Source organism: Streptomyces sp. NPDC056231 (assembly GCF_048270745.1).
In the GTDB taxonomy this organism is placed as follows: Bacteria; Actinomycetota; Actinomycetes; order Streptomycetales; family Streptomycetaceae; genus Streptomyces.
The window spans coordinates 1-25,803 of sequence record NZ_JBLVKW010000016.1 but is presented as its reverse complement, the minus strand read 5'-3'; the positions used below and the strand labels follow the sequence as shown (position 1 = coordinate 25,803).

At 70.4% G+C, this 25,803-nt stretch carries 24 protein-coding genes; 13 read left to right on the top strand and 11 right to left on the bottom strand.

The features are described 5' to 3' along the window. Positions 1–173 precede the first annotated feature (173 nt). The 6 genes from ACNPQM_RS15455 to gdhA all read left to right on the top strand — a co-directional run bounded on the left by ACNPQM_RS15455 (position 174) and on the right by gdhA (position 6,479). Positions 174–1,439 carry a L,D-transpeptidase gene (locus ACNPQM_RS15455; RefSeq protein WP_358857834.1) on the top strand — a complete coding sequence of 422 codons (1,266 nt, stop codon included), beginning with the start codon at positions 174–176 and terminating at the stop codon, positions 1,437–1,439. Between the two features lie 206 nt (positions 1,440–1,645). Further along, a complete protein-coding gene (locus ACNPQM_RS15450) occupies positions 1,646–3,106 on the top strand; it encodes an ABC transporter permease (RefSeq protein WP_418084434.1) in 1,461 nt (486 codons plus the stop codon). 46 nt (positions 3,107–3,152) lie between these two features. After that, on the top strand, positions 3,153–3,836 hold the full coding sequence (locus ACNPQM_RS15445; protein ID WP_418084433.1) for an ABC transporter ATP-binding protein: 684 nt from the start codon (positions 3,153–3,155) through the stop codon (positions 3,834–3,836). 123 nt (positions 3,837–3,959) lie between these two features. Next, positions 3,960–4,472: a hypothetical protein gene (locus tag ACNPQM_RS15440; RefSeq protein WP_358857836.1), complete on the top strand. Its 513-nt coding sequence runs from the start codon at positions 3,960–3,962 to the stop codon at positions 4,470–4,472. Between the two features lie 186 nt (positions 4,473–4,658). Then, positions 4,659–4,829, top strand: coding sequence for a hypothetical protein (locus ACNPQM_RS15435; RefSeq protein WP_358857837.1), 171 nt, complete (start codon positions 4,659–4,661; stop codon positions 4,827–4,829). 270 nt (positions 4,830–5,099) lie between these two features. Beyond that, positions 5,100–6,479 (top strand): NADP-specific glutamate dehydrogenase, encoded by a 1,380-nt coding sequence (gene gdhA, locus ACNPQM_RS15430; RefSeq protein WP_358857947.1) that lies wholly within the window; start codon positions 5,100–5,102, stop codon positions 6,477–6,479. Positions 6,480–6,606: 127 nt separating this feature from the next. On the opposite strand, the gene ACNPQM_RS15425 is transcribed toward gdhA, so the two are convergent. The 4 genes from ACNPQM_RS15425 to ACNPQM_RS15410 all read right to left on the bottom strand — a co-directional run bounded on the left by ACNPQM_RS15425 (position 6,607) and on the right by ACNPQM_RS15410 (position 11,124). Further along, complete coding sequence (locus tag ACNPQM_RS15425; protein ID WP_418084498.1) at positions 6,607–6,963, bottom strand: YrdB family protein; 357 nt, start codon at positions 6,961–6,963, stop codon at positions 6,607–6,609. A 400-nt stretch (positions 6,964–7,363) separates the two neighbouring features. Continuing rightward, positions 7,364–8,038 carry a peptide-methionine (S)-S-oxide reductase MsrA gene (gene msrA / locus ACNPQM_RS15420; protein ID WP_418084432.1) on the bottom strand — a complete coding sequence of 225 codons (675 nt, stop codon included), beginning with the start codon at positions 8,036–8,038 and terminating at the stop codon, positions 7,364–7,366. Between the two features lie 195 nt (positions 8,039–8,233). Continuing rightward, positions 8,234–9,823, bottom strand: a complete 1,590-nt coding sequence (locus ACNPQM_RS15415) for a M48 family metallopeptidase (RefSeq protein ID WP_358857841.1) — start codon at positions 9,821–9,823, stop codon at positions 8,234–8,236. Between the two features lie 197 nt (positions 9,824–10,020). Further along, complete coding sequence (locus tag ACNPQM_RS15410) at positions 10,021–11,124, bottom strand: hypothetical protein (RefSeq protein WP_358857842.1); 1,104 nt, start codon at positions 11,122–11,124, stop codon at positions 10,021–10,023. Between the two features lie 67 nt (positions 11,125–11,191). On the opposite strand from ACNPQM_RS15410, the gene ACNPQM_RS15405 reads away from it, so the two are divergent. Next, positions 11,192–12,337, top strand: a complete 1,146-nt coding sequence (locus ACNPQM_RS15405; RefSeq protein WP_358857843.1) for a cystathionine gamma-synthase — start codon at positions 11,192–11,194, stop codon at positions 12,335–12,337. A gap of 199 nt (positions 12,338–12,536) precedes the next feature. On the opposite strand, the gene ACNPQM_RS15400 is transcribed toward ACNPQM_RS15405, so the two are convergent. The 4 genes from ACNPQM_RS15400 to ACNPQM_RS15385 all read right to left on the bottom strand — a co-directional run bounded on the left by ACNPQM_RS15400 (position 12,537) and on the right by ACNPQM_RS15385 (position 14,127). Next, a complete protein-coding gene (locus ACNPQM_RS15400) occupies positions 12,537–12,728 on the bottom strand; it encodes a DUF1059 domain-containing protein (protein WP_037688500.1) in 192 nt (63 codons plus the stop codon). A 78-nt stretch (positions 12,729–12,806) separates the two neighbouring features. After that, positions 12,807–13,052 carry a hypothetical protein gene (locus tag ACNPQM_RS15395; protein ID WP_418084431.1) on the bottom strand — a complete coding sequence of 82 codons (246 nt, stop codon included), beginning with the start codon at positions 13,050–13,052 and terminating at the stop codon, positions 12,807–12,809. Further along, positions 13,049–13,543 carry a sigma factor-like helix-turn-helix DNA-binding protein gene (locus ACNPQM_RS15390; RefSeq protein ID WP_418084430.1) on the bottom strand — a complete coding sequence of 165 codons (495 nt, stop codon included), beginning with the start codon at positions 13,541–13,543 and terminating at the stop codon, positions 13,049–13,051. The genes ACNPQM_RS15395 and ACNPQM_RS15390 overlap by 4 nt, the downstream gene beginning before the upstream one ends. A gap of 62 nt (positions 13,544–13,605) precedes the next feature. After that, positions 13,606–14,127, bottom strand: coding sequence for a MarR family winged helix-turn-helix transcriptional regulator (locus tag ACNPQM_RS15385; RefSeq protein ID WP_358857847.1), 522 nt, complete (start codon positions 14,125–14,127; stop codon positions 13,606–13,608). A gap of 157 nt (positions 14,128–14,284) precedes the next feature. Here ACNPQM_RS15385 and ilvA point away from each other — a divergent pair, with 157 nt between their 5' ends. The 3 genes from ilvA to ACNPQM_RS15370 all read left to right on the top strand — a co-directional run bounded on the left by ilvA (position 14,285) and on the right by ACNPQM_RS15370 (position 17,484). Continuing rightward, entirely contained in the window at positions 14,285–15,517 is a 1,233-nt protein-coding gene (gene ilvA / locus ACNPQM_RS15380) for a threonine ammonia-lyase (protein WP_358857848.1), read from the top strand. 93 nt (positions 15,518–15,610) lie between these two features. Further along, positions 15,611–16,633, top strand: a complete 1,023-nt coding sequence (locus ACNPQM_RS15375; protein WP_418084429.1) for an ATP-binding cassette domain-containing protein — start codon at positions 15,611–15,613, stop codon at positions 16,631–16,633. Further along, on the top strand, positions 16,630–17,484 hold the full coding sequence (locus tag ACNPQM_RS15370) for an ABC transporter permease (RefSeq protein ID WP_358857850.1): 855 nt from the start codon (positions 16,630–16,632) through the stop codon (positions 17,482–17,484). The genes ACNPQM_RS15375 and ACNPQM_RS15370 overlap by 4 nt, the downstream gene beginning before the upstream one ends. A 99-nt stretch (positions 17,485–17,583) precedes the next feature. Here the strand turns inward: ACNPQM_RS15370 and greA are convergent, their stop codons facing one another. Together greA and ACNPQM_RS15360 are read right to left on the bottom strand one after the other, a co-directional pair. Further along, complete coding sequence (gene greA, locus ACNPQM_RS15365; protein WP_358857851.1) at positions 17,584–18,081, bottom strand: transcription elongation factor GreA; 498 nt, start codon at positions 18,079–18,081, stop codon at positions 17,584–17,586. 203 nt (positions 18,082–18,284) lie between these two features. Next, complete coding sequence (locus ACNPQM_RS15360; RefSeq protein WP_418084428.1) at positions 18,285–18,701, bottom strand: DUF4307 domain-containing protein; 417 nt, start codon at positions 18,699–18,701, stop codon at positions 18,285–18,287. Between the two features lie 150 nt (positions 18,702–18,851). Between ACNPQM_RS15360 and mca the strand changes: the two genes are divergently transcribed. Then, positions 18,852–19,733 (top strand): mycothiol conjugate amidase Mca, encoded by an 882-nt coding sequence (gene mca, locus ACNPQM_RS15355; RefSeq protein ID WP_358857853.1) that lies wholly within the window; start codon positions 18,852–18,854, stop codon positions 19,731–19,733. A gap of 1 nt (position 19,734) precedes the next feature. Beyond that, positions 19,735–19,974 (top strand): hypothetical protein, encoded by a 240-nt coding sequence (locus tag ACNPQM_RS15350; RefSeq protein WP_358857854.1) that lies wholly within the window; start codon positions 19,735–19,737, stop codon positions 19,972–19,974. 83 nt (positions 19,975–20,057) lie between these two features. On the opposite strand, the gene ACNPQM_RS15345 is transcribed toward ACNPQM_RS15350, so the two are convergent. Next, positions 20,058–23,309 (bottom strand): tetratricopeptide repeat protein, encoded by a 3,252-nt coding sequence (locus ACNPQM_RS15345; protein WP_418084427.1) that lies wholly within the window; start codon positions 23,307–23,309, stop codon positions 20,058–20,060. Positions 23,310–23,601: 292 nt separating this feature from the next. Here ACNPQM_RS15345 and ACNPQM_RS15340 point away from each other — a divergent pair, with 292 nt between their 5' ends. Beyond that, on the top strand, positions 23,602–25,617 hold the full coding sequence (locus ACNPQM_RS15340; protein WP_418084426.1) for a thioredoxin domain-containing protein: 2,016 nt from the start codon (positions 23,602–23,604) through the stop codon (positions 25,615–25,617). Positions 25,618–25,803 lie beyond the last annotated feature (186 nt).

Here is a 25,803-nt window from a genome sequence, read left to right as displayed (position 1 = left end):
GGCCACCAGGTGTTCGGCCCTGGAACCACAGCTGCCACGGCTGCGTCGGTGAGTGGTGTTCCCCACATCCTTGACGGATGTGGAACCGAGGGCCCTTCCCGGGTGTTCCTGGAACATTGACGGGGTACCGCCGGCCGGCGGCTCTGTGCGGGGTTACGGGGGATACGGCAACGATGGAGAAGCGTGTGATGACGGACAGCAAACGACGCAGGGGCCTGATGGCCGCGTCCGCACTGCTCGGCGGCGTTCTGGTGCTTACTGCCTGCAGCGACGGCGGAGACAAGGCCAGCGCCGAGAGCTCGAAGAAGTCGCAGGCGGCAGAGGTCGACAAGGCGGCGGCCCAGGACGCTTCGGAGGCGCAGATAGCGATCTCGCCGAAGAACGGCGCGACCAACGCCAGCATCAACAACGACGCCAAGGTCACCGTGGCCAAGGGCAAGCTGACCGAGGTCACCATGACCACGGCGGCCGGCGCGGGCGTCCAGGGCACCCTGGCGGCCGACGGCACGAGCTGGCAGCCGAACGGGCAGCTGGAGCGCTCGACCACGTACAAGATCAACGCGACGGCCAAGGACTCGAAGGGCCGCGAGGCCCACGAGAACTCCTCGTTCACCACCGTGTCGCCCGCCAACAGCTTCATCGGGAACTTCACCCCCGAGGACGGCTCCACGGTCGGCGTCGGCATGCCGGTCTCGATCAACTTCAACAAGCCGATCACGAACCAGAAGGCCGTCCAGGCCGGGATCACCGTGACGTCCAGCAGCGGCCAGCAGGTCGTCGGCCACTGGTTCAACTCACAGCGTCTGGACCTGCGCCCCGAGCAGTACTGGACGGGCGGCTCCACCGTCACGCTGAAGCTGGCGCTGGACGGCGTCGAGGGCTCCAACGGCGTCTACGGTGTGCAGCAGAAGACGGTCACCTTCAAGGTCGGCCGCAACCAGGTCTCGACGGTCGACGCCCGCACGAAGACGATGACCGTCACGCAGGACGGCAAGACGATCAAGACCATCCCGATCTCGGCCGGTTCCCCGGCCAACCCGACGTACAACGGTCAGATGGTGATCTCCGAGAAGTTCAAGGAGACCCGGATGAACGGTGCGACGGTCGGCTTCACCGATGCCGACGGCAAGGGCGAGTACGACATCAAGGACGTACCGCACGCCATGCGGCTGTCCTCGTCGGGCACCTTCATCCACGGCAACTACTGGGGTGCGCGGTCGGTCTTCGGCAGCGCCAACACCAGCCACGGCTGCGTCGGCCTCGCCGACGTCAAGGGTGCGGGCGACGCCAACCAGCCCGCCGCGTGGTTCTACAACAACTCGATGGTCGGCGACGTGGTCATCGTCAAGAACTCCCCCGACAAGACCATCACCCCCGACAACGGCCTCAACGGCTGGAACATGAGCTGGGCCGACTGGCAGGCAGGCTCCGCAGCCTGACCCCGCAGGGCGTCCCGGACGCCCTCGGTGTCCCACGCTCGACCGCGTACCCGCGCAAACCCCGACGCCACGTACCTACGCAAGGCGGCGGCACCCCGGATCCCCTCGGACCCCCGGTGCCGCCGCCTTCGTCGTCCGGGAGCCTTCTCATCCGGATCTCATCGCGGCCTTAACTCGCCATCACAACCGCTCCATAACGTCGCGTCATGTTCTTCACCTACCTCCGGCGCGAGCTGCGCCGCCGCAGAAAGGCAGCGCTGGTCGTCGCCTCGGGGCTCGCCCTGGGTATTGCGCTGGTCATCATCGTCAGCTCGGTCTCCTCCGGCATGACCAAGGCTCAGGACAAGGTCCTGGAATCGCTGTACGGCCTCGGTACGGACATGACGGTCACCAAGGCCGCCGCCGCTCCGGGCTCCAACGGTCAGCGCCCCAGGTTCGAGTTCGACGCCAAGGGCGATGACGCGAAGCAGAGTTCGGACCGGGTCATGGTCCAGGGCTTCCAGACGCTGTCCTCCACCACCGTCGACAAGGTCGGCAAGCAGAACGGTGTCGCGGACGCCGTCGGCGGGCTGAGCCTGAACGTCCTGAAGGTGGACGGTCAGTTCAAGCCCGGCGAGTTCAAGCAGAACGGGAACGCGGGCGCCACCGACCAGCGCGGTCCCGGCGGCGAGGGCGGTGCGACGCAGCCACAGGGTGAGGTCCAGGGCGGCGGCGCCTCGTTCGACGTCAACTCGTACACCGTGTACGGGACCGACGTCACCAAGCAGGACCTCGGCCCGCTGACCTCGTCGAAGATCACCAAGGGCCGTACGTTCAAAGCCACCGAGACCGATGCCGAGGTCGCGGTCGTCGACGCCTCGTACGCCAAGCAGAAGAAGCTCGCGGTCGGCAAGACCGTGACCATCTCCGGGACCAAGTACAAGATCGTCGGTGTCTCGACGGCGGACAGCGGCGACGCGGCCGCCAACGTCTACATCCCGCTGAAGCAGGCGCAGACCCTCGCCGAGGCCAAGAACAAGGTCACCACGGTCTACGTCAAGGCCGCCGACTCGCAGCAGATCGACAGCGTCAAGTCCGCCATCCAGAAGAACATCCCGGGCACGACCGTCACCACCTCCGCGGACCTCGCCGACACCGTCTCCGGCTCCCTGTCCACCGCCTCCGACCTGGCCACCAGCGTCGGCAAGTGGCTGTCGATCGCGGTCCTCGTGGCCGCCTTCCTGGTCGCCGGACTGCTCACCTCCTCCGCGGTCAGCCGCCGGGTGCGGGAGTTCGGCACGCTGAAGGCGCTCGGCTGGAAGAGCGGCCGGGTCACCCGCCAGGTTGTCGGCGAGGCCCTCGTCAACGGTCTGATGGGCGGTGTCCTCGGCATCGCGGTCGGTCTGGCCGGCGCGTACGTCGTGACGGCCATCAGCCCCACCCTCACCGCGCAGCTCGGTGGCTCGGGCGGCGGTGGCGGCATGGCCGGCGGCCCCGGCGGCATGGGCGGCCCCCTCCGCCAGGCGGCGTCCAAGTCCCTCGACATCGCGCTGACCGCACCCGTCTCCCTGTCCACCATCCTCATCGCCGTCGCGCTGGCCGTGGCGGGCGGGCTGATCGCCGGCGCGTTCGGCGGCTGGCGGGCTTCCCGGCTGCGCCCCGCGGACGCGCTGCGCCGCGTCGAATAGCCCGTCCGCGAGCCCCACCCCCTTTCAGTCCAGCAGGAGTTGATCCATGTACAAGCTCAGCGGCGTCACCAAGCGCTATACCCGCGGAAAGTCCACCGTCGATGCGCTCGCCGGCGTCGATCTGACCATCGAGGACGGGGGCCGCCTGGTCATCCAGGGCCCCACCGGCGGTGGCAAATCCACGCTGCTGCAGATGCTCGGCGGTCTGGACCGTCCGACGGCCGGCAGCGTCGAACTCGACGGTGTGGACCTCGCGAAGCTCAGCGAGGCCAAGCTCACCGAGGTGCGCGCGCAGAACATCGGCTTCGTCTTCCAGAGCTTCAACCTCATCCCGACGCTGACCGCGCAGGAGAACGTCGAGACGGCGCTCGTCCCGCTCGGCGGCAGGCCGGCGGAGCGGCGCAGGCGGGCCGCGGAGGCGCTGGACTCCGTCGGACTCGGTGAGCGGCTCGGGCACCTCCCGAGCGAGATGTCCGGCGGGCAGCAGCAGCGTGTGGCGATCGCACGGGCCCTGGTCAAGCAGCCGAAGGTGCTGCTCGCCGACGAGCCCACCGGCAACCTCGACGAATCGATGCGAGACGAGGTCATGGAGGTGCTGGAGACGATGTGGAAGGAGCACGGGCTGACCTTCATCATGGTCACCCACGACAGCGCAATCGCCCGCAGGGCGCCGCGGCTGGCGACCATTCGCAAGGGCCGTGTCACGATCACGGAGAACGCGACGGCCTGACGTGCGAACGCCACGATGTGGCGGACGGACGCGGACATGTGACGTACGGACGCACCGGCCGCGCACACCGGCCTTCTGGACAGGGGTGACGGCGCCAACACCGGTCGGTCTAGTCTCGCGGTCATGACCGCTGCCATCACCGCCATGATCACCGCAGTCGTCGGTGTGCTCGGTACCCTGTTCGCGCCGATGCTCGCGCAGCGGATGACCGCGCGGGAGCGCCGGGAGGAGGCCGAACTGGCCGGCACGCGAAGGAGGTTCGAGGAGCGGCGCGCCCAGTACACGGCCATGAACCGGGCCTCCCGGCAGTTCCACACACTCCTCAAGGACGCCCTGCACCGGATCAGGGACGGCGTCTATACGGAGCAGGAGCGCATCCAGCTCGAAGAGGCGCGCCTCGACCACCGCGACCGCTACGCCGAGGCGCAGATGATCGTCCCGGAGCGGATCCTGCAGGCCTCCCGCGACCTCAACCAGGTCCTCGCAACCGCCGACGGAGCCGTCAAACGCCTGGACCGCGGTCTCGCCCGCGACGGCGAGACCGTGGCCCGGATCCTGGAGAACCTGAGGGCGTCGAGTCCGTTCCTCGACACGATGCGGGAGCTGATGCGGGAGGACCTGGGCATCACCGACTGAGCCCGCCCCCACCGGTGGATGCCTGATGGGCAACGGCCCGGAACCCGTACGGTGACCCGTGGCCGGTCCGACGGCGCTGAGCGAGGTGTAGCTGAGTACACCCCCGTTCCGGGGGAGGGGTCCCTCGCTGCGGCGCGCCCCGCTCTGGAGAATGGATCACGTCGGATCAACCACGGAGGGAACCCCATGAAGCCGCTGCTCTGGCTCGTGCTCTGTCTCGCAGTCGTCGCCAATGTCGGCCTCAACCTGATGGAGGACACCGGACTGCACATCGCCCTGAGCGTCGTCTCGGGCGTGGTCGTCCTCGCGTCCGGCGTGGGGCTGTGGATGCTGCGGGACAGGCGCGAGGAGGCCTGATCCCTCCGCCCCGACCGGCCGATCCGGTGCGGATCGAGCCACACACCCGGTGCCGGAAGGCTCGGAACAGGCTCAGTATGTGGATGCGGCCGAGGATCTTGCGGCTTCCCTGGGACAATCGATACGTCACAGCGGTCCCGTACGTCGCATCGGTGAGTGCGCTTCTCACGTTGTCCGGGTGACGTCCTCAATGGGGAGGGGGACTGGTGGTGCCCCTGGGGACGGGGGCGCCTTCGCGCACGTTGCCGACCCATGGAAGGTCTTGATCAGATGACGGCCACCCCTGTTTCCTCGGAGCCGCACGCAGCCGAGATCCGTGTCATCGAGCCGCTGTACGCGGAGATCCTGCGGCGCAATCGGGGCGAGAGCGAATTCCACCAGGCGGTACGGGAAGTCCTTGAGACGCTCGGCCCGGTCCTGGCGCAGCGACCGGAGTTCGTGGACGCCCGGATCATCGAGCGCATCTGTGAACCGGAGCGTCAGCTCATCTTCCGCGTGCCGTGGTCGGACGACTCCGGCCACATCCATGTGAACCGCGGCTTCCGGGTCGAGTTCTCCAGCGCCCTGGGACCGTACAAGGGCGGGCTGCGCTTCCACCCCTCGGTCGACCTCGGCATCGTGAAGTTCCTCGGATTCGAGCAGATCTTCAAGAATGCCCTCACCGGGATGCCGATCGGCGGTGGCAAGGGCGGCGCCGACTTCGACCCGAAGGGTCGCTCCGACGCCGAGGTCATGCGGTTCTGCCAGTCGTTCATGACCGAACTCCACCGTCATCTGGGTGAGTACACGGACGTCCCGGCCGGTGACATCGGCGTCGGCGGCCGCGAGATCGGCTACCTGTTCGGCCAGTACAAGCGGATCACCAACCGGTACGAGTCCGGTGTGCTCACCGGAAAGGGCCTGGGCTGGGGCGGTGCCCAGGCGCGCACCGAGGCCACCGGCTACGGCTGTGTGCTCTTCACCGACGAGATGCTCAGGAGCCGGGGCGGATCCCTCGACGGCCGGCGGGTCGTCGTCTCGGGCTCCGGCAATGTCGCGATCTACGCCATCGAGAAGGCCCAGCAGCTCGGCGCGACCGTGGTGACGTGCTCCGACTCCGACGGTTATGTCGTCGACGAGAAGGGCATCGACCTCGCTCTGCTCAAGGAGGTCAAGGAGGCCGGTCGCGGCCGGATCTCGGAGTACGCGCAGCGGCGCGGCGCACATGTCGGCTTCGTCGCCGGTACGGGCGTGTGGAACGTCCCCTGCGACGTGGCCCTGCCGTGTGCCACGCAGAACGAGCTCCACGAGGCCGATGCGCTGACGCTCGTACGCAACGGGGTGCAGGCGGTCGCCGAGGGCGCCAACATGCCCACCACCCCGGAGGCTGTGCGGGTCCTCCAGGAAGCGGGCGTCGCCTTCGCCCCCGGCAAGGCCGCCAACGCGGGCGGAGTGGCCACCAGCGCGCTGGAGATGCAGCAGAACGCGTCACGCGACTCATGGACCTTCGCGCACACCGAGGAGCGGCTCGCGGAGATCATGCGCCACATCCACGACTCCTGCTTCACCACGGCGGAGCGCTACGGCAGCCCCGGCAACTACGTGGTCGGCGCGAATATCGCCGGTTTCGAACTGGTCGCGGACGCCATGCTCGCGCAGGGCCTCATCTGACCCGGCGCCGTGCCCGCCACCGGCCCGGCCGCCTCCGCGGCCGGGCCGGTGGCGTCAGGGCCCTTTCCTTCGGATCGGGCCCCGCGAGCCCGGCGTGCTCCGAACGCGAGAGGCCCCGAGAGCCCCGTCACCCGGCGGGCCGGCGCCGGAAGAACTCGGCCAGCCCCGTGTTCACGACCACCACGGCACCGGCCGCCGCCGCCGCCACCGGATGACCCACGCGGTACACCGCGTACACCCCGCCGCCGAGCACCACCGCCTTCACCAGCAGGACGCCCCACAGCGGAAGCCGGACCCGGGCGCGAGGAGCGGCGAAAAGCCCCCACAGCACGATGGCCACCGCCGGTGCTCCGAGCCCCAGCAGCCACCGGGCAGCGGTTGAGCCGCCGGCCGTGAAGCCCCACCAGGAAAGGCCCGCCAGCGCCGCCAACTCGACGAGGAACGCCAGGAGTTCGTTGGCCATGAACCAGGGGCGACCGCGCATCGCGGTCAGGCCGTCGAAGCCGTCGCTCGTCATCGGGTGGGACTCCTTGATGGGTTGTCAGCCGGCAGGCCGTCGTGGTCCCCAACCGGCCCTGGACACCCGCGAAAACCTCGTCGATCACCGGTACGGCGGCGTGCTTCGGTCCGCGCTCCTGGCGGGACTCATGCGGGGTGTTACGGCAACGCCCCGTACCGCGCAGCGATCCCGGTAGTATCACCGCTCCGACATGGCCAGGACAACCACAGCCAAGGTGGGCGGCATGCCGGCGATCAGGGTTCCTGACGACAACACGGCGGAGACGATCCGTTCGGCCGCCCGAGCCCGCGACTGGGGCTCGCCCCGGCACGCACAGCCTGGTGGTCGAGGAAGGCCGGGAGCCGCCGAAGCGGTGAACTGTCCCTCAGGTGTCCGTCGATGGGGCCTCGGCCACGCCGATCGGGCATGAAACGCCCGTCCCGCCGATCCCGCAGTAGCCCGCCGGGTTCTTGTCCAGGTACTGCTGGTGATACGCCTCAGCAGGCCAGAACGTGCGGCCCTGCGCCGGGAGGATCTCCGTGGTGATCTCGCCGTGGCCGGCGGCCGTCAGGACCTTCTGGTACGCCTCGCGGGACGCGGCGACTGCCGCCTCCTGCTCGGGGGAGTGGGTGTAGATCGCCGAGCGGTACTGCGTACCCACGTCGTTGCCCTGGCGGAAGCCCTGTGTCGGGTCATGGGACTCCCAGAAGAGCTTCAGCAGCTCGGAGTACGTGACGATCTTCGGGTCGAAGACGACGCGGACCGCTTCCGTGTGCCCCGTCAGGCCCGAGCAGACCTCTTCGTAAGCGGGATTCTCCGTATAGCCCCCCTGGTAGCCGGCGAGTGTCGTCCAGACACCGTCCGTCTGCCAGAACTTGCGCTCGGCGCCCCAGAAACAGCCCAGCGCGAAGTCCGCGACCTCCAGGCCGTCCGGGTAGGGGCCCACCAATGGATTGCCGAGGACCGTGTGGTGGGAAGGGACGGTGAATTCGGGGGTGGGGCGGCCGCGCAGGGCCTCCTCCGGGGTAGGGAGCTGCGGGGTGCGGCGGTGCAGGAACATGCGGGGGCTCCTCCGGGGTAGGCGTGTGCAGTGCGTACAACACAGCGGGGCCGCCGCGGATTCCGGCGCCCCCGCTGCGTCGCACCGGTCAGTTTCCTCCCGCCGCCAGGTTGTGCGGCGCGCCGCTTCCTCGTACCGGTCCTGCCAGTACAGCCGCCGGGCGAGCAGCTGGCGGACCCGGACGATCCGCCCCGGTCACGGGGCGAGCAGTTTGCGCAGCGGCTCGGTGTCCGGGATGTCTGCCACGGCGGCGTCCAGCGCCGCAGGGAGCTCCTGCGCGTACCCGTGCGGCAGCTCCAGCGTGGCGGAGTCGGACCAGGACAGCTGCCAGCGGGCCCGTCCCTGCCGTACGTACTCGTTGCTGACCAGCTGCGACAGGCCGGACCGCAGCCGGGGCCTGGCGAACTCGCGGGCCGCCGGGCCGGTCGCCGCTGCGGCCTCCTCGGACTTGGGCAGCCGGTCGGCGATCTGCCACAGCGCACCCGCGTCGATCGCGTCGAGCGTGGCGAAGAGCGAGCCGTCGCTGCCGGTCGCCTCGGCGACCACCGCGCCGAACCCCCGCGCCGACCGTTCGGTGTACGACGCCATCGACTCGTGCACCAGCTCCGGCCAGTCGGCACGGCGCAGCCCCAGCGCCTCGGGGGTGAGGACCGCCTCTTCGACGGCGGCGAGCGCACGCTCGGGATCGACGAGCAGGGCCAGGGACGGTGTCACCGGCTCCGACGCACGCCCGTCGTCCGGCAGCGCCTCGATCCGGGCGACACGCTCCGCGATCGGCGGATGCGAGTCGTACGGGGAGGACGGCTCGGTCGGCAGGGAGCCGCGCATCTCGTCCAGCTCGTCCTGGCGGGCGGCCAGCAGATGCCGTACACCTCCGAGGACCTGGCCGGGCAGCGGCAGCATTCCTGCCTCGACGCCGAGTGTGGCGTACGCGTTCATGTAGAAGCCGTGGGCGGCGTCGAGGGCCGGGAGTTCGCGCAGGGCGGACGCGGTCGCGTCACGGCCCGCGATCCGGGCCGCCGCGACATCGGCCGCGAGCTCCTCGCGGCGGGCGCCGGAGAGCGTGGCGCGCATGTAGAAGTTCGCGTACGCCGTGTAGATCGCCGCCATCGCGCGGTACGTGACACCCGCGCCACCGGTGTCGATCTCCTTGGCCTTCTTGCCCTTGGCGAGGGCCTTCGCCGCCTTCTTCTCCTGGCGCGCCTGCTCCTTGGCGACCGTCTTGCCCGCCCGCTCCTCGAAGTGGGCGATGGTGCGCAGCACCTGGATGCGACCGCGGGCGGTGATCGCGGTGAGGCGGGTGTCGGAGTTGCCGTAGTGGCCCATCTCATGGGCGAGTACGGAACGCAGCTGGGCCTGCGACAGACCGGTCATCAGGGGCAGGCCGAGATAGAGCCGGCGCCTGCCGCCGACCAGGCCGAGGAACCTGGCGTCCTCGCTGACCGCGGCGTTCACATCGCCGGTGAGCACGATCTCGTCCGGCGCGCGGGTGCCGACCTGTTGCGCGATGTCGCGAACGGTGGCCCAGAGCCGCGGTTCGTGGGTGTCGTCGACCGGCAGTCCGGCCAGGCCCTCGTCCTTCGGCGTGCGCAGCATGAACACGCCCCGCACGATCGGTACGGCCAGCACGACGCTGAGGACGAACAGCTTCGCGGCGACGCCGCCCGTCGTCCATGTGAACGCCGCCCAGTCGAGGGCGCCCAGGGCGGCGAGCAGGACGACGCTCAGCAGATAGAAGCCGGCGAGCAGGACAAGAGCGCGCGCGGCACGCAGAGATGGGCCCATCGGGCGGTTCCCCCCACGGGAATGAGAAACGTATGGCGAACGGCAGAGCCGGGGTGGTGCGCGTTGTGGGGGGAACCGGAGTATGTCCTACCGCGGGCGGATGCGGCAACGTGGTTCGGCGACAGCCGCAGCCGACGGTGGAACGAGCGCTGACCGGCGGTGGAACGGGGGCAGACCAGCGGTGGAACGGGCCTCCGTCACCGCGGCAGTGTCGCCGGGCTGCCGCCGTTCGCCTCGTACCCGGCGACCGCCAGCGCCCGGTAGACCGTGTACTCGGCGGCCGGGTCGGGGTTCTGCGTCCACGGCAGCGCGCCCACGTGCCCGTCGATGTGGACGAGCTGGTGCATCGCCTCCGCCCAGCGTTCCATCCGGACCAGGAACAGCACCAGCAGATGACGGACATGGGCGAGCATCGGGTCGTCGGGGCGTGCCGCGTGCACCGCAAACAAGGCGCCCTCGACGGCCTTCGTCACCACGGTGCCCCGGTAGAAGCCCTGCACCAGATTGACCTCGGGCAGATGCTCGTACACCGCGAACAGCGGCAACGCGGCCAGCAGCGAACCCTGCGGGGCGCGGGCTGCGGCGGACGTCGCGAACCGCTCGGCCTCCTCGCGGGAGCCGTGCCACTTCTCGCACCAGAAGTGCAGCGCGGCGATGTGCGCGCCCATGTGCGCCGGCGCGCGGTCGATGATCTTCGCCCAGAGCTGGTCGAACTGCTCATGGGAGTAGCCGAGTCCACGCGCGACGGCCAGTTCGACGATGTACGGGACCGGGTCGCCGGGCGCCAGCAGGGCCGCCTCGCCGCAGACCGTACGCGCCTCCTCCAGGATGATCCGGAAGTCGTCCGTCCCCGCGGAGGAGGACCGCCAGGCCTGCTGGACCAGGAACTCGGCGTGCACCGCCGCCCCGCCCGCGTCCTTCGGCGACTGGGCGCGCCACGACCGCAGCCACGCACCACCGACCCCGGGCGCCTGCATCAGCTCCAGCGAGGCGGCACCGGCGAACGCCTGCACGCGCTGCCACCGCACCTCACCCTCCTTCGGCGTCCCCGCCAGCAACTGAGAGGCCGCGCGCCAGTCCTGGGTGCGCTGCACGACGTCGAGGACATCGAGGAGGTCCTGGTCGGGGCCCGGCATCCGGATGTCCAGCTGCTCCTGGCGCACGAAGCCGTAGGTGTCCGGGTCGGCGGCGTCGGGGGAGCCCGGCGCGACCTGGCGGATACCGGAGCGGCGACGCAGCACGAAGGGGCCGAGGACCGCGGCGAGCATGCACAGCGCGATCAGGAACCAGAGAATCTCCATGCACCCATTGTCACCGGACGGCACAGTGGCCGTGGATCCCCCCTGCGACGAACTACGCTCGGGCCCCATGAGCGACCAGCAGAGCTTCGAGACCCTCGCGATCCACGCGGGCAACGCCGCCGATCCCCTCACCGGCGCCGTTGTTCCGCCCATCTATCAGGTGTCCACGTACAAGCAGGACGGCGTCGGCGGACTCCGCGGCGGCTACGAGTACAGCCGCAGCGCCAACCCGACGCGCACAGCACTGGAGGAGAACCTCGCGGCCATCGAGGGCGGCCGCCGCGGTCTCGCTTTCGCGTCCGGGCTCGCAGCAGAGGACTGCCTGCTGCGCACGCTGCTCCACCCCGGCGCCCATGTCGTCATCCCCAACGACGCCTACGGCGGCACCTTCCGGCTCTTCGCCAAGGTCGTCACGCGGTGGGGCGTCGACTACTCCGTCGCGGACACCTCGGACCCGGCGGCGGTCCGGGCCGCGGTCAACGACCGTACGAAGGTCATCTGGGTCGAGACGCCGTCCAACCCGCTGCTCGGCATCACCGACATCGCCGCGGTCGCGGAGGTGGCGCGCACCGCGGGTGCCCGGCTGGTCGTCGACAACACCTTCGCCAGCCCTTATCTGCAGCAGCCGATCGCACTCGGCGCGGACGTCGTCGTGCACTCCCTGACCAAGTACATGGGCGGCCACTCCGACGTCGTCGGCGGTGCATTGATCGCCGCCGACGCGGAGCTCGGCGAGGAACTGGCGTACCACCAGAACGCGATGGGCGCGGTCGCCGGACCGTTCGACTCCTGGCTGGTGCTGCGTGGCATCAAGACGCTGCCCGTCCGGATGGACCGGCACAGCGAGAACGCGGCCAAGGTCGCCGAGATGCTGACCCGGCACCCCAAGGTCACCCAGGTCCTCTACCCGGGGCTGCCGGAGCACCCGGGGCACGAGATCGCCGCCAAGCAGATGAAGGCGTTCGGCGGCATGGTCTCCTTCCGGGTCCAGGGCGGCGAGGAGGCGGCGGTCGAGGTCTGCAACCGGGCCAGGCTCTTCACGCTCGGCGAGTCGCTCGGCGGCGTCGAGTCGCTGGTGGAGCACCCGGGCCGGATGACGCACGCCTCCGTGGCCGGCTCGGCCCTGGAGGTACCGGCCGACCTGGTCCGCCTCTCCGTCGGCATCGAGTCCGCGGACGACCTGCTGGCCGACCTGACGCAGGCGCTCGGCTAGGGCGTCCCGGTACGGGGTTGGCCTGGGGCGGGGGCCGTGGGGGGTTGCTCCTCGGTGGGTGGTTTCCACGGGGTGCCGGCCGGTCTGGGCGTTCGGGTACGGGGTTGGCCTGAGGCAGGCCCTGGGGCGGTTCAGGCCGGGAGGACAGTCCATAACCGGGCCGGCGGGCACTCGTCCCACCGGCCCGGCGTCCTGGGGTTCAGGCGTCGACCTTCTCGTCCTCCAGCGACGCCCGGATCTGCTCCCGCAGCTCCGGGCTGTCGGCGTGTTCGTGGACGGAGACCGCGTGTTCCGTCGCGGCTCGCACCACTTCCTCCTCCTCACCGGCGATGGTGAGCGAGCAGTTCGTGACGCTCGGGTGCTTGCGGCAGTCAGCGATCTTCCTGGTCATGACGGCCTCCTCGGCTCGTGCGGCATGCCGTCACATTCAGGATAGAACCGAAGGAATCGAGCGTTTCAGGCTTTACGGTCAGTCCAGGGGTGGGGTCGTCTCCGTGGGCGGCACATGCCAGGGCTCGGCGATCACCATCCACACCGTGAACGCGACCACGGCCGCGCACAGCACGAACAGCCCCAGTGCATGCAGCGCACGGCGCCGCCGCAGCATCCGGCCGCCCTGCTCGGCCGCCCGCTCCGCCAGATCGGCGGGGACCTGCGGATGCGGCATGTCCAGCATCTGCCGGACCTGGTCCTCCTTCTGGTCCTGACGTTTCATGACCCCGCCCCCAGCAGTCGTACGGACAGCCGCCGCGCCGTGGGCCTGCGGGTGCCGCGCATCGTGGCCACCGACCGGTTGCAGAGTGCCCGGACCCGGTCCACCGGAAGCCCCAGCAACGCGGCGGTCTGCTCCTCGGCAACCCCCTCGTACAGCCGCAGCACGAGAACCAGCCGCTCCCGCGGGGTCAGCGGATCCAACAGCCCGCCGCGCGGCCGATGGTGCCGCCACGCCTCATGGGCGAACCGGCGGGCCAGCTCCTGCCGGGTCCGGTCGTACGGATCCTCCCCGTGCAGCCCGTCCCAGGCCGCGTACGTGCGGGCCAGGGCGGCGGTCAGCAGCCGCTGCGCCCGTTCGTTCGCGCCGGGCGGCTCCGTGGGCTCGGCGGTGAGCAGGGTGGCGGTATGCAGAAGCCGGCCCGCGGCGCCCGCTACAAAGGTCTCGAACTCCCGGGCACGCCGCCGTTGAAGTCCTGTCTGCCGCTCTCGCACACCCACATCGCAGCGCCGGGGAGGTCTCCAGGTCAAGAGGTTGTGCAGGCGTATTCCAGCCATCAGCCCCCTGCGGGCTGCTGCTGCCGCGCAGCCAGCGCCACGTTGAACCGGGTCAGCAGTGTGCAGAACGTCTCGCGCTCCTCCGCCGTCCATTCCCCCGTCACCTGCGACATCAGCTCCCGCCGCGACGCACGCACCTCGTCCAGCCGCGCGTGTCCGCGCGGCGACAGCTGAAGCACGACCGCGCGGCCGTCCTCCGGATGCGAGGTCCGCTTGACCAGGCCGGTGTCGACGAGCGGTGCGACCTGACGGGTCACGGTCGAGGAGTCGATCCCCATGCCCGCGGCCAGCGCCTTGACGCCCATCGGGCCTTCCCGGTCCAGTCGGTTCAGCAGCAGATACGCCGCCCGGTCCATGGAGTTGCGGACCTGGCCGACGCCGCCGAGGCGGGTCTGCTCGGCACGGCGGGCGAAGACGGCCACCTGGTGCTGCAGAACATCGAGGAGGTGGTCGGTACCCGGGGAATCGGGGGTGGCGCCCCCGGAAGGAGACGCAGCAGTCGTCATGTCCTGAGGGGGCATGGCCGGGGGCTCTCTTCGTGCGGTGTTCGGATGGGTGGGGGACAGAGTACGCGGCCACGGGGCAACATGTACCAGCACTGCACAAACCTGCGAACAACGACGCAGGACGGCACCAGCGCGGCGTCCGGCTCCGTGTCCAGCTGCCAGACTTGCGGTTATGAACTTCCGTACGCCACACCCGTTTCCCCCAGTGATTCTCGACGACGTCCGCGGCGCACGGAAGATGCTCTCCGGCGTGGCCCGGATGACCCCGATGGAGGGCAGTCGTCACCTGTCCGCGCTGGTCGGGGCGCCGGTCCACTTCAAATGCGAGAACCTCCAGCGGACCGGCTCGTTCAAGCTGCGCGGCGCGTACGTGCGGATCGCCGGCCTCTCCCCGGTCGAGCGCGCGGCCGGAGTCGTCGCCGCAAGCGCCGGAAACCATGCGCAGGGTGTCGCACTCGCGTCTGCACTGCTCGGCGTACGCTCAACGGTCTTCATGCCGGTCGGGGCGCCGCTGCCGAAGGTCGCCGCGACCCGCGAGTACGGCGCCGAGGTCCGGCTGCACGGCCACGTCGTCGACGAGACCCTCGCCGCCGCCGAGGAGTACGCCCAGGAGACCGGCGCGGTCTTCATCCACCCCTTCGACCACCCGGACATCATCGCCGGACAGGGCACCGTGGGCCTGGAGATCCTCGAACAGTGCCCGGAGGTCCGCACCATCGTCGTCGGGATCGGCGGCGGGGGACTCGCCGCGGGCATCGCCGTGGCCGTGAAGGCGATCCGGCCCGACGTGCGGATCGTCGGAGTCCAGGCGGCGGGCGCCGCCTGCTACCCGCCGTCGCTCGCCGCCGGCTACCCGGTGGCGATCGGCTCGCTCCAGACGATGGCGGACGGCATCAAGGTGGGGCGCCCCGGCGACGTACCGTTCGGGCTCGTCCAGGAACTGGTCGACGAGGTCCGTACGGTCTCCGAGGCCGAACTCTCCAGTGCGCTGCTGCTCTGCCTGGAGCGGGCGAAGCTGGTCGTCGAACCGGCGGGGGCGAGCCCGGTGGCGGCGCTGCTGAGCAACCCGGAGTCGTTCCGCGGACCGGTCGTCGCCCTGTTGTCGGGCGGCAATGTCGACCCGCTGCTGATGCAGCGCATCCTCACCCACGGCATGGCGACCGCGGGCCGCTATCTCAGCCTGCGGGTCCGGCTCACCGACCGTCCGGGGGCACTGGCCACGCTGCTCTCCGTGCTGACCGTCGCCGACGCGAACATCCTCGACATCGGCCATGTGCGGACCGATCCGCGGCTCGGACTCACCGAGGCGGAGGTCGACCTGCACCTGGAGACCAAGGGTCCCGAGCACTGCGAGGAGGTCACCGCGGAACTGCGCGGTGCGGGCTACCTGGTGGTCACGGACTGACACTCCGTGAGGTTTGGCGTTCACCGGGCGGGGAAAGGCGCGCAAACCTAGGATCTGTCGAGGAAGCCGACAATCGCTCTGGGGGAATCCCGTATGCCAGGCGCCATCTACGCCGAGGGTCTGGTCAAGACCTTCGGTGATGTACGAGCACTCGGCGGTGTTGATCTCGACGTGCCGGAGGGTACGGTCCTGGGCCTCCTCGGTCCCAACGGCGCAGGCAAGACGACTGCCGTGCGTGTCCTCACGACGCTGCTCAGACCCGACAGCGGCCGGGCCGTCGTGGCAGGCATCGACGTGCTGAAGAAACCCAACGAGGTACGCCGCTCGATCGGCCTCTCCGGCCAGTTCGCCGCGGTCGACGAGTATCTGACGGGCCGCGAGAACCTGCAGATGGTCGGTCAGCTCTACCAGATGAGCGGGCGAGACGCGAAGGCCCGCGCGGTGCAGCTGCTGGAGCGGTTCAACCTCGCCGATGCGGCCGACCGCCCCGCGAAGACGTACTCCGGCGGCATGCGCCGCCGCCTCGACCTGGCGGCGGCGCTCGTCGTCTCCCCGCCGGTGATGTTCATGGACGAGCCGACGACCGGACTCGACCCGCGCAACCGGCAGCAGCTGTGGGAGGTCATCGAGGAGCTCATCGCGGGTGGCACGACGCTGCTGCTGACCACGCAGTATCTGGAGGAGGCCGACCGCCTGGCGCACGACATCTGCGTCATCGATCACGGGCTCGTCATCGCCCGCGGCACCTCCGACGAACTGAAGGCCAGGACCGGCGGCGAGCGCGTCGAGGTCGTCGTCCACCACCCCGACCAGATCGATCCGGCCCGCGCCGTCCTCGCCCACCTCGGCAAGGGCGAGGTCACCGTCGCCCAGCACACCCGCAAACTGACGGTCCCGGTCTTCGGCGGCGCCAAGCTGCTCGCCGAGATCATCCGCGATCTCGACTCCCGCGGGGTCGAGATCGACGACATCGGACTGCGCCGCCCGACCCTGGACGACGTGTTCCTCTCGCTCACCGGCCATGTCGCCGAGGCGCCGGAGACCGACGAGAACGGGACGGTCCCGGGTCCCGCCGCGCCGACCGGCAGGAAGGCCGGACAGGAGGTCAGGAAGTGACTGCCACGACGGACACGCCGCACGTTGCGGCGGCCCCCAGGGCGGGCGGCGGCATCAGCGGGTCGGTCCGCGACTCCCTCGTCGTCGCCAAGCGGAATCTGATCCGGATGACCCGGATCCCGGAGATGGTGATCTTCGGGCTGATCCAGCCGATCATGTTCGTGGTGCTGTTCAGCTACGTCTTCGGCGGCTCCATGATGATCGGCGGTTCCACCAGCGCCAGTGACTACCGCAACTTCCTGATGGCGGGCATCTTCGCGCAGACCGTGACCTTCGCCACCGCGGGCGCCGGTGCGGGCATCGCGGACGACATGCACAAGGGCCTCATCGACCGGTTCCGCTCGCTGCCGATGGCGCGCGGCGCGGTCCTCACCGGCCGTACGCTCGCCGACCTCGTCCAGACGACGCTCACCCTGGTCGTCCTCGCGGCCGTCGCCCTGCTGGTCGGCTGGCGCACCGACGAGAACGTCGGCAAGGTGCTCGGCGGCTTCGTGCTGCTGCTCCTGCTGGGGTACGCCTTCTCCTGGATCGGGGCGCTGATCGGCCTGTCGGTCCGCACGCCCGAGGCAGCCACGTCGGGCGGCCTCATCTGGCTGTTCCCGGTCACGTTCATCTCGAACGCCTTCGTGCCCACCGAGAACATGGCGAGCTGGCTCCAGCCGGTCGCCGAATGGAACCCGTTCAGCGCGACCGTCCAGGCCTGCCGCGAACTCTTCGGGAACCCGGGCGTCTCCCCGTCCGATGCCTGGCCGATGCAGCATCCCGTCTGGGCCTCGCTGATCTGGTCCGTGCTGATCATCGTGGTCTTCCGGACCCTTGCGGTCCGCAAGTACCGTTCGGCGACCGCCTGAGAGCCTGTCGGAGGTCACCCGACAGGCTCTGAGGGACGCCAGGAAGCCCCGGCCGTCGGCGGCCGGGGCTTCCTGGTTCTGCGGGGTCCGGTGGTCGGCTCAGCCCGTGTAGGGCTTCGCCGCGAGGATCTTCACCGAGGCCCACTTGCCGTTCGGCAGCTCGTACTCGGCGTCCTCGCCCATCTTCTTGCCGTTCACGCCGGTACCGAGCGGAGACTGCGGAGAGTACGTCTCGATGTCCGCGCTCGCGTACTCGCGCGAGGCGAGCAGGAACGTCATGGTGTCGTCGGGGTCACCGTCGAACGCGATGGTGACGACCATGCCGGGCTCGACCACGCCGTCGTCGGCGGGGGCCTCGCCGACCTTCGCATGCTCCAGGAGCTGGGTGAGCTGGCGCACCCGCAACTCCATCTTGCCCTGCTCCTCCTTGGCCGCGTGGTACCCGCCGTTCTCTCGGAGGTCACCCTCCTCACGGGCCGCCGCGATCTTGACGGCGATCTCCGTGCGCGCGGGACCAGACAGGTACTCCAGCTCGGCCTTGAGCTGGTTGTACGCCTCCTGCGTGAGCCAGGTGACGTTTTCGCTGGTCTGGGTCACAGGTGCTCCTAGTCGGTACTGGATATTCAATCGTCGGTACTGGGAATACAAAGCATCGCCCTACCCAGAAGCATGTGCCTCCAAGGGTGGGCGAAACCACGAGCCTAACAATTCCCCAGGAAAAGGGGGAGAAGGTAAACCGCTATGACCGCGTCGACGCAGGTCAGCCGCGATCGTCGCAGGTCAGGGCCGGTCCGTGCCGGTCAGTGCGACGACCCGCCGTCAACCGTGCAGCCCAGCAGCTCGACGCTGGTGGCCCGCGAGGTCGTACGCAGCGAGACGATCCGGTCGATCCGGTCGGAGCGGTCGTCGAAACGGACGTCCTTCCGGGCCACGTCGCTGCCGTCCACCTGCTGGGAGCGGAGGGTGCAGTACCCCTTCGCGTCCCGGTCCTTGCGCACCTCTAGGTGGACGTCGACCCGGTCGTCCGAAGCGATCCTGAACTTGATCACCTCGGCGCTGATGCCCTGGCCGGTCACGTAGTCGTAACCGATCCAGCCGACCACGCCGAGCAGGGCCACGCCCAGCACCGAGCCGATGATCTTGAGCTTGCGGTCCGCGCGCTCGTCCGCGGAGCGCCCGTAGCGGCCCTCCGGAAGTGCTTCACGCACCGCAGTCATGATCGTTCCTCCCGTGCCGGGCATCGAGGAATTTTCCGCCCCCCGGTTCGGTCACTATAGAAGCCTCCCACCCGCCACCCGACCGCCGCCCCACACCGACGTCCCTCCGGGACGGTGCCCGATGGCGGCCGAATCACTGAGGATCGAGTCTTGACTGAGCAGCTTCGACTGATGGCCGTCCACGCCCACCCCGACGACGAGTCGAGCAAAGGGGCGGCCACCATGGCCAAGTACGTGTCCGAGGGGGTGGACGTGCTGGTGGTGACCTGCACAGGAGGCGAACGCGGCTCCATCCTCAACCCGAAACTCCAGGGCGACCCGTACATCGAGGAGCACATCCACGAGGTACGGAAGAAGGAGATGGACGAGGCCCGGGAGATCCTGGGCGTCAAGCAGGAGTGGCTCGGCTTCGTCGACTCGGGGCTCCCCGAGGGCGACCCGCTGCCCCCGCTGCCCGAGGGCTGCTTCGCGCTGGAGGACGAGGAGAAGGCGGCAGGGCGCCTGGTCCGCTCCATCCGCGCGTTCCGGCCGCAGGTCATCACCACGTACGACGAGAACGGCGGCTACCCGCACCCCGACCACATCATGACCCACACGATCACGATGATCGCGTTCGAGGGCGCCGCGGACACCGAGACGTTCCCCGAGGCCGAGTTCGGCCCCGCCTGGCAGCCGCAGAAGCTCTACTACAACCAGGGCTTCAACCGTCCGCGCACGGTGGCGCTGCACGAGGCGCTGCTCGCCCGCGGCCTGGAGTCGCCGTACGGCGAGTGGCTGGAGCGCTGGAAGGAGTTCGAGCGCGTCGAGCGGACGCTGACCACGCACGTTCCGTGCGCGGAGTTCTTCGAGACCCGGGACAAGGCGCTGATCGCGCACGCCACGCAGATCGATCCGGACGGCGGCTGGTTCCGGGTGCCGATGGACATCCAGCGGGAGGTCTGGCCGACCGAGGAGTACGAGCTGGCGAAGTCTCTCGTCGACACCTCCCTCCCCGAGAGCGACCTCTTCGCGGGCATCCGCGACAATGCCTGATATGTACGTGACCCAGGCACTGACCCACGTCGTTCCTCTCGCCGAGGAATTCGACAAGAACAAGGTGACACCCGGCGTCCTCGGCTTCCTCGTCTTCGCGGCGCTCGCGGTGGGCGTGTGGCTGCTGATGAAGTCCATGAACCGGCACATGGGCAGGGTGAACTTCGAGGAGGCGCCGGATCCGGACGCGGCGCCGGCCGGGGCCGACGTGTCCGGGACGGGGGCCGGGTCCGCGAAGTAGCGGGTTCCGGCGCAACCCGTCGGCGCCTTGTCCTCAATCGCCGGACGGTCCAAGACCGTCCGGCGAGGGTGCAGGGACGGCGGCTACGACCGTGCTTCCACCGCCACGCCCATGATTTCCCGGGCGTGGCGGGTCGGGGTCATGCCCAGGCGCCAGGCCTGCCAGCCGTCCTCCAGATCGATCCCGCGGTTCAGGACCACGGTGAACGCCTCCGCGCAGTCCTCCAGCCTGCTGTCGCGGGTCGGGTGCCCGGCCCGGAGCAGGTCGGCGAGTTCCTGCTGGGCCACCACGGTGCCCACCTCCGTGCCGCCCGCAGACGCGTACGGCAGCAGAGTGCAGCGCAGGAAGCGGGCCCAGTCGGCACCTCGCATGTCGCCGTACGAGCCGAACAGCTCCACCGCCTCGTCGCACAGCGCGAGCGCCTGGGCCGCCCGGTTGTTCCCCGCGTCGACCAGGGCCAGTTCCAGACATGTCCACGCCTCGCCGTGGGCGAGGCCGATGCGCCGGAAGTCGGCCCGGGCGTCGGCCAGGAGCTGACGGGCGAAACCGGAGTTGCGCAGATTGCCGGTCTGGGCGGCCCGCTGGTCGCGGGTGACCCGGCCCGAGTGGTGCCGGGCACATGCCAGCCCGTAGACGTCCCGCATCCGCGAGAACAACGTGCGCGACCGCTCCAGCTCCCGCACCGCCTGATCGGTGTCGCCCGCCTCCTCCAGCGCCTGGCCCAGGTAGTACAGCGTCCAGGCCTCACCGCGCGCGTCCTCGTTGTCACGGTGGCGGGAGAGCGCCCGGCGCAACTCGTCGACCGCCAGGTCCGGGGCGCCGTCGAGCAGCCGGGCGCGGGCCAGCTGGGTCAGCGCCCAGGCCTCGCCGCGCTCGTCACGGGTGCGGCCGTACAGGTCCAGGGCCGTACGCAGCGTCTCCTCGGCTCCGGGCACATCGCCCATCCGCAGCCGCACCTGGCCCAGCTGGAACTGCGTCCATGCCTCGCCGTGCAGCGACTCGCCCTCCCGGTGCAGGGTCAGCGCCGTGTCGAGGAGGGTCAGGGCCTCCGCCAGGTTCGCCCGGTCGCGCTCGACGGCGGCCAGGGCGTGCAGCGACCACGCCCGGTCCTCGGCCTGTCCGTCGGAGGACTGCAGCGCGATCGCCTCGCGCAGCCGCGCCGACGCGTCGGTGAGGTTCCCCTGGTGGTGCAGGGTGATGCCGAGCGAGCAGAGTGCCAGCGCGGTGCCCGCGTCGTTCTGCGCCTCGCGGTAGAGACCGACGACCGAGGACAGTGTGGTGCGGGCCTTGTCCAGCTCGCCGAGCTGCCGGGCCGCGATGCCCGTACGCCACTGGACCGACCGGTCCAGCAGCCCCTTGTCGACGGCCTGTGTCAGCTCGCTGATCTCACCCAGGCGGTAGAGGTCGCCGCGCAGCAGGCAGTAGTCGCACAGTGCGCCCAGCAGGTCCAGCAGGGCCCCCTGGTCGACGCCCTCCGCATGCCGCAGCGCGGAGGTGATGAAGCTCGACTCTTCGTCCAGCCAGTGCAGCGCCGCGTCGAGCGAACCGAACCCGTGCGAACCGAACTGTCCCGCCCGGGTGGACATCTTCCCGTCCACCATCCGGATCACCGCACCGGCGAGCTCCGCATAGTTGTGGATCAGCCGCTCCTGAGCGGCGCTACGGTCCGCCGCCTCCTCCTCGTCGCGCAGCCGGGCCAGGGCGAAACCGCGTACGAGATCGTGCAGCCGGTAGCGCGTACCCCGCACATGGTCGAGCAGCCCGGCCCGGGACAGCTCCGTCAGCAGTGACTGCGCCTCCTGTTCCTCGGCGGACAGCAGCGCCGCGGCCGCCGCCGCGCCCAGGCTGGCGCGCCCGGCCAGCGCGAGCCGGCGCAGCAGCCTCCGCGCCTGCTCGGACTGGTCGGTGTAGCGCAGCCACAGAGCCCGTTCGACGGGGGCGACGGGCCCGTACGCGGCGAGTTCGGTGGCCAGCGCCGTGCGGGTACGCGGCCCGAGCGAGGAACCCGCGATCCGCAGCGCCAGGGGCAGCCCACCGCACAGCTCGGTGATCGCGTCCGTCGACTGGGAGTCGTACGGCCCCTGCTCCTCCTGCGCCGACACACGCAGCAGTTCCTCCGCACCCGCCGCATCCAGCGGGCCGACGGGCAGCTGGTGCACCCACGCCGGAATGTCGGCGGGCAGGTCGAGAGGGGCGCGGGCGGTGACGAGAACCAGGCTGTCGGAGCGCTCCGGTACGAGCGTGCGGACCTGCTCCGGATCGGCGGCGTCGTCGAGGACGATCGTCACGGGCGTACCGGTCAGATGCTGGTGATAGAGCTCGCTGAGCCGTCGCACCTGCTGCTCGGCCGAGGACCTCCCCCGAGATCCCGACCCTGCTCGGTCAGCGGAGGCCCCGTCGCGGAACAGCAGCTGTTCGCGCGGCGCGCCGAGCCGGTTCAGCAGGTGCAGCAGTGCGTCGCGGGTCGGCAGCGGGTTCTCGCCGGTGACATCGGAACGCAGATCCACCACGCACGCGCCCCGGAACTGGTCCTTGAGCTCGTGCGCCGCCCGCACCGCGAGTGTCGTGCGCCCGGACCCGGGCGTGCCGTGCAGGACGACGACGGTCGGCTTGGTCTCCGTCGACGCGCGGGCCGCGTGCACCCACTGGGCGATCTGCGCCAGCTCGGCCCGGCGGCCGGCGAACGGGGCGTCGGGGGCGGGCAGATGCCCGAAGGACTGAGCGAGCAGCGACCTCCTGCGCGCCTCCGCACTGCGGTTGCTTCCGCGCAGCTGAGGCACGACGGCGGCCTTCTTCTTCGGCGTACGGGACGACGCGCTCAGCATCCGCTGCTGGTCCAGGAACGGGCGGATGCCCCGTACCTCCAGCGCCGCGAGCCACTGCAGCCGCAGCTGTTCGGGCCCGCCGGGCTGGCTCGCCGCACCCGCGTGCCGGTGCGCGGCGGGCCAGTGCGAGGCTGTCACCTTGACGACGGTGGCTGCGGCACCCGCGACGGCGACGACGGCACCCGCGCCGAGCGCCGGCCCCGCCGCCGTACCGAACGCGAGATCGGCGCCGAACGCCGCGGCCGCGGCAACCCCCGTGACGAGCAGCGGAGTTCCCATCGCCGCCTTGCTGAAGTGCTGCGACAGAGGTTTCTGCCCGGCCTCCATCGCGTCGAGCGCCTGCGTGTACGCGGCGTACTCCTCGGCCGCGCCTGCGGCCAGCGAGTCGAGCGCCGCCCGCCCGCGCGTCGTCAGCGCACCGGCGTCGGCCCTGCCCCCCGAACGGCGTACTTCCTCCTCCACGGCGCGTACCAACAGCTGTTCGGCTTCAGCCCGGTGGCTGTCCCGCATGTCCGTCCCCCTCCGAGAGCCCTGGTCGGGACAAGTGTCCTGCGTGGGGCGGCTGAGCGCGAGAGAGCAGGCGCTGGATGTCGGGTGCCATGGACCTCGGCGAGCGGCGCAAGGTGATTGCCTCGGTCTTCGAGTCCTTCGTGATCCGGCCGGGGGTGAAGGGAAACCGGGCCTGGGACCACTCACGTGTGACGCCGGTCCGGAAGTGGGCGGACCGGGTGGCGGCATCCGATCCTGTGGTTCGAGGGCCGGGTCATGGGATGGAGCGGGTCCACTCAGGCAGGATGGAGGTATGCCGAACCGCCTGGCCCATGAGACGTCTCCGTACCTCCTTCAGCACGCCGACAATCCGGTCGACTGGTGGCCCTGGTCGCCCGAGGCCTTTGAGGAGGCCCGGAAGCGGGGCGTTCCGGTGGTGTTGAGCGTCGGTTACTCGAGTTGCCACTGGTGCCATGTTTTCGCGGTCGAGAGCTTCGAGGACGAAGCAACCGCGGCATACATGAACGCGCACTTCGTCCCGGTGAAGGTCGACCGGGAGGAGCGGCCGGACGTCGACGCCGTGTACATGGAGGCGGTGCAGGCGGCGACCGGTCAGGGCGGCTGGCCGATGACCGTCTTCCTGACCGCCGACGCCGAGCCCTTCTACTTCGGTACGTACTTCCCGCCCGCGCCCCGTCACGGCATGCCCTCCTTCCGGCAGATCCTCGAAGGCGTCGTGGCCGCCTGGACCGAACGCCCCGACGAGGTCGCCGAGGTCGCCGGGCGCATCGTGCACGACCTGGCAGGCCGCTCGCTGGCGCACGGCGGGGAGGGGCTGCCCGGTGAGCAGGAGCTCTCGCAGGCGCTGCTCGGGCTGACCAGGGATTACGACGAGAAGTACGCAGGCTTCGGCGGCGCCCCGAAGTTCCCGCCGTCCATGACGATCGAGTTCCTGCTGCGCCACCATGCCCGCACCGGCGCCGAGGGTGCCCTCCAGATGGCGGCCGACACCTGTGAGGCGATGGCCAGGGGCGGGATGTACGACCAGCTCGCCGGCGGCTTCGCCCGCTACTCGGTGGACCGGACATGGGTGGTACCGCACTTCGAGAAGATGCTCTACGACAATGCGCTGCTCTGCCGGGTGTACGCCCATCTGTGGCGGGCGACAGGTTCCGGCCTGGCGCGACGGGTCGCGCTGGAGACCGCCGACTTCATCGTGCGCGAACTGCGGACGGCGGAGGGCGGATTCGCCTCGGCGCTCGACGCCGACAGTGAGGTCGGCGGCGGCCGTCACGTCGAAGGCGCGTTCTACGTGTGGACGCCCGCGCAGCTGCGCGAGGCACTGGGAGAGCAGGACGCAACGTTCGCCGCGGAGTACTTCGGGGTGACCGAGGCGGGCACCTTCGAGGAGGGCGCCTCCGTGCTCCAACTGCCGCGCACGGACGACGCGGTGGACCCGGGCCGGGCCGCCGATGTGCGGGCCCGGCTGCTCGCGGCGCGCGAGAAGCGGGCGCGTCCCGGACGGGACGACAAGGTGGTGGCGGCCTGGAACGGCCTGGCGATCGCCGCGCTCGCCGAGACCGGGGCGTATTTCGACCGGCCCGACCTGATCGAACGCGCCACCGAGGCGGCGGACCTGCTGGTCCGGGTCCACATGGGCGACAACGCCCGGCTGTCCCGGACGTCCAGGGACGGCCGGGCGGGTGACAACGCCGGGGTCCTGGAGGACTACGGCGATGTCGCGGAGGGCTTCCTCGCGCTGGCCGCCGTCACCGGCGAGGGTGTCTGGCTGGAATTCGCCGGCTTCCTGCTCGACATCGTGCTGCAGCACTTCACCGGCGAGGGCGGGCAGCTGTACGACACGGCGGACGACGCCGAACAGCTGATCCGCCGCCCGCAGGACCCCACCGACAGCGCGACTCCGGCGGGCTGGACGGCGGCTGCCGGAGCGCTGCTCTCGTACGCCGCGCACACCGGATCCGAGGCCCATCGGGCTGCCGCGGAAGGCGCGCTGGGGGTGGTGAAGGCGCTCGGGCCACGGGTTCCGCGGTTCATCGGGTGGGGTCTCGCGGTTGCCGAGGCGCTGCTCGACGGTCCACGCGAGGTGGCGGTCAACGGCCCGGTCGGCGGCGCACTGCACCGTACGGCACTGCTGGGACGGGCACCGGGCGCGGTGGTCGCGGCGGGCGAGACCGGTGGTGCGGAGTTTCCGCTGCTGGTCGACCGGCCGATGGTCGGCGGGGCGCCGACGGCGTACGTCTGCCGGCACTTTGTGTGCGACGCGCCGACCACGGACACGGAGGAGCTGGCGCGGAAGCTGGTGACGTGACCGGCCGGCGCTCCGTCTGTGGTCTGCACCCAGGGCCTCACTCGGGGGTGTCCGGCGGATCATGGCCGGGGTCGCGGCGTCCGGCACGGCACCTCGCGGCGTTGCCGAAACGCCCGGATAGCTCCGCTATCAGGACGCTCCGGCGCCTTGCGATGCACCGCACCACACCCCCCCACCAGTCCCACC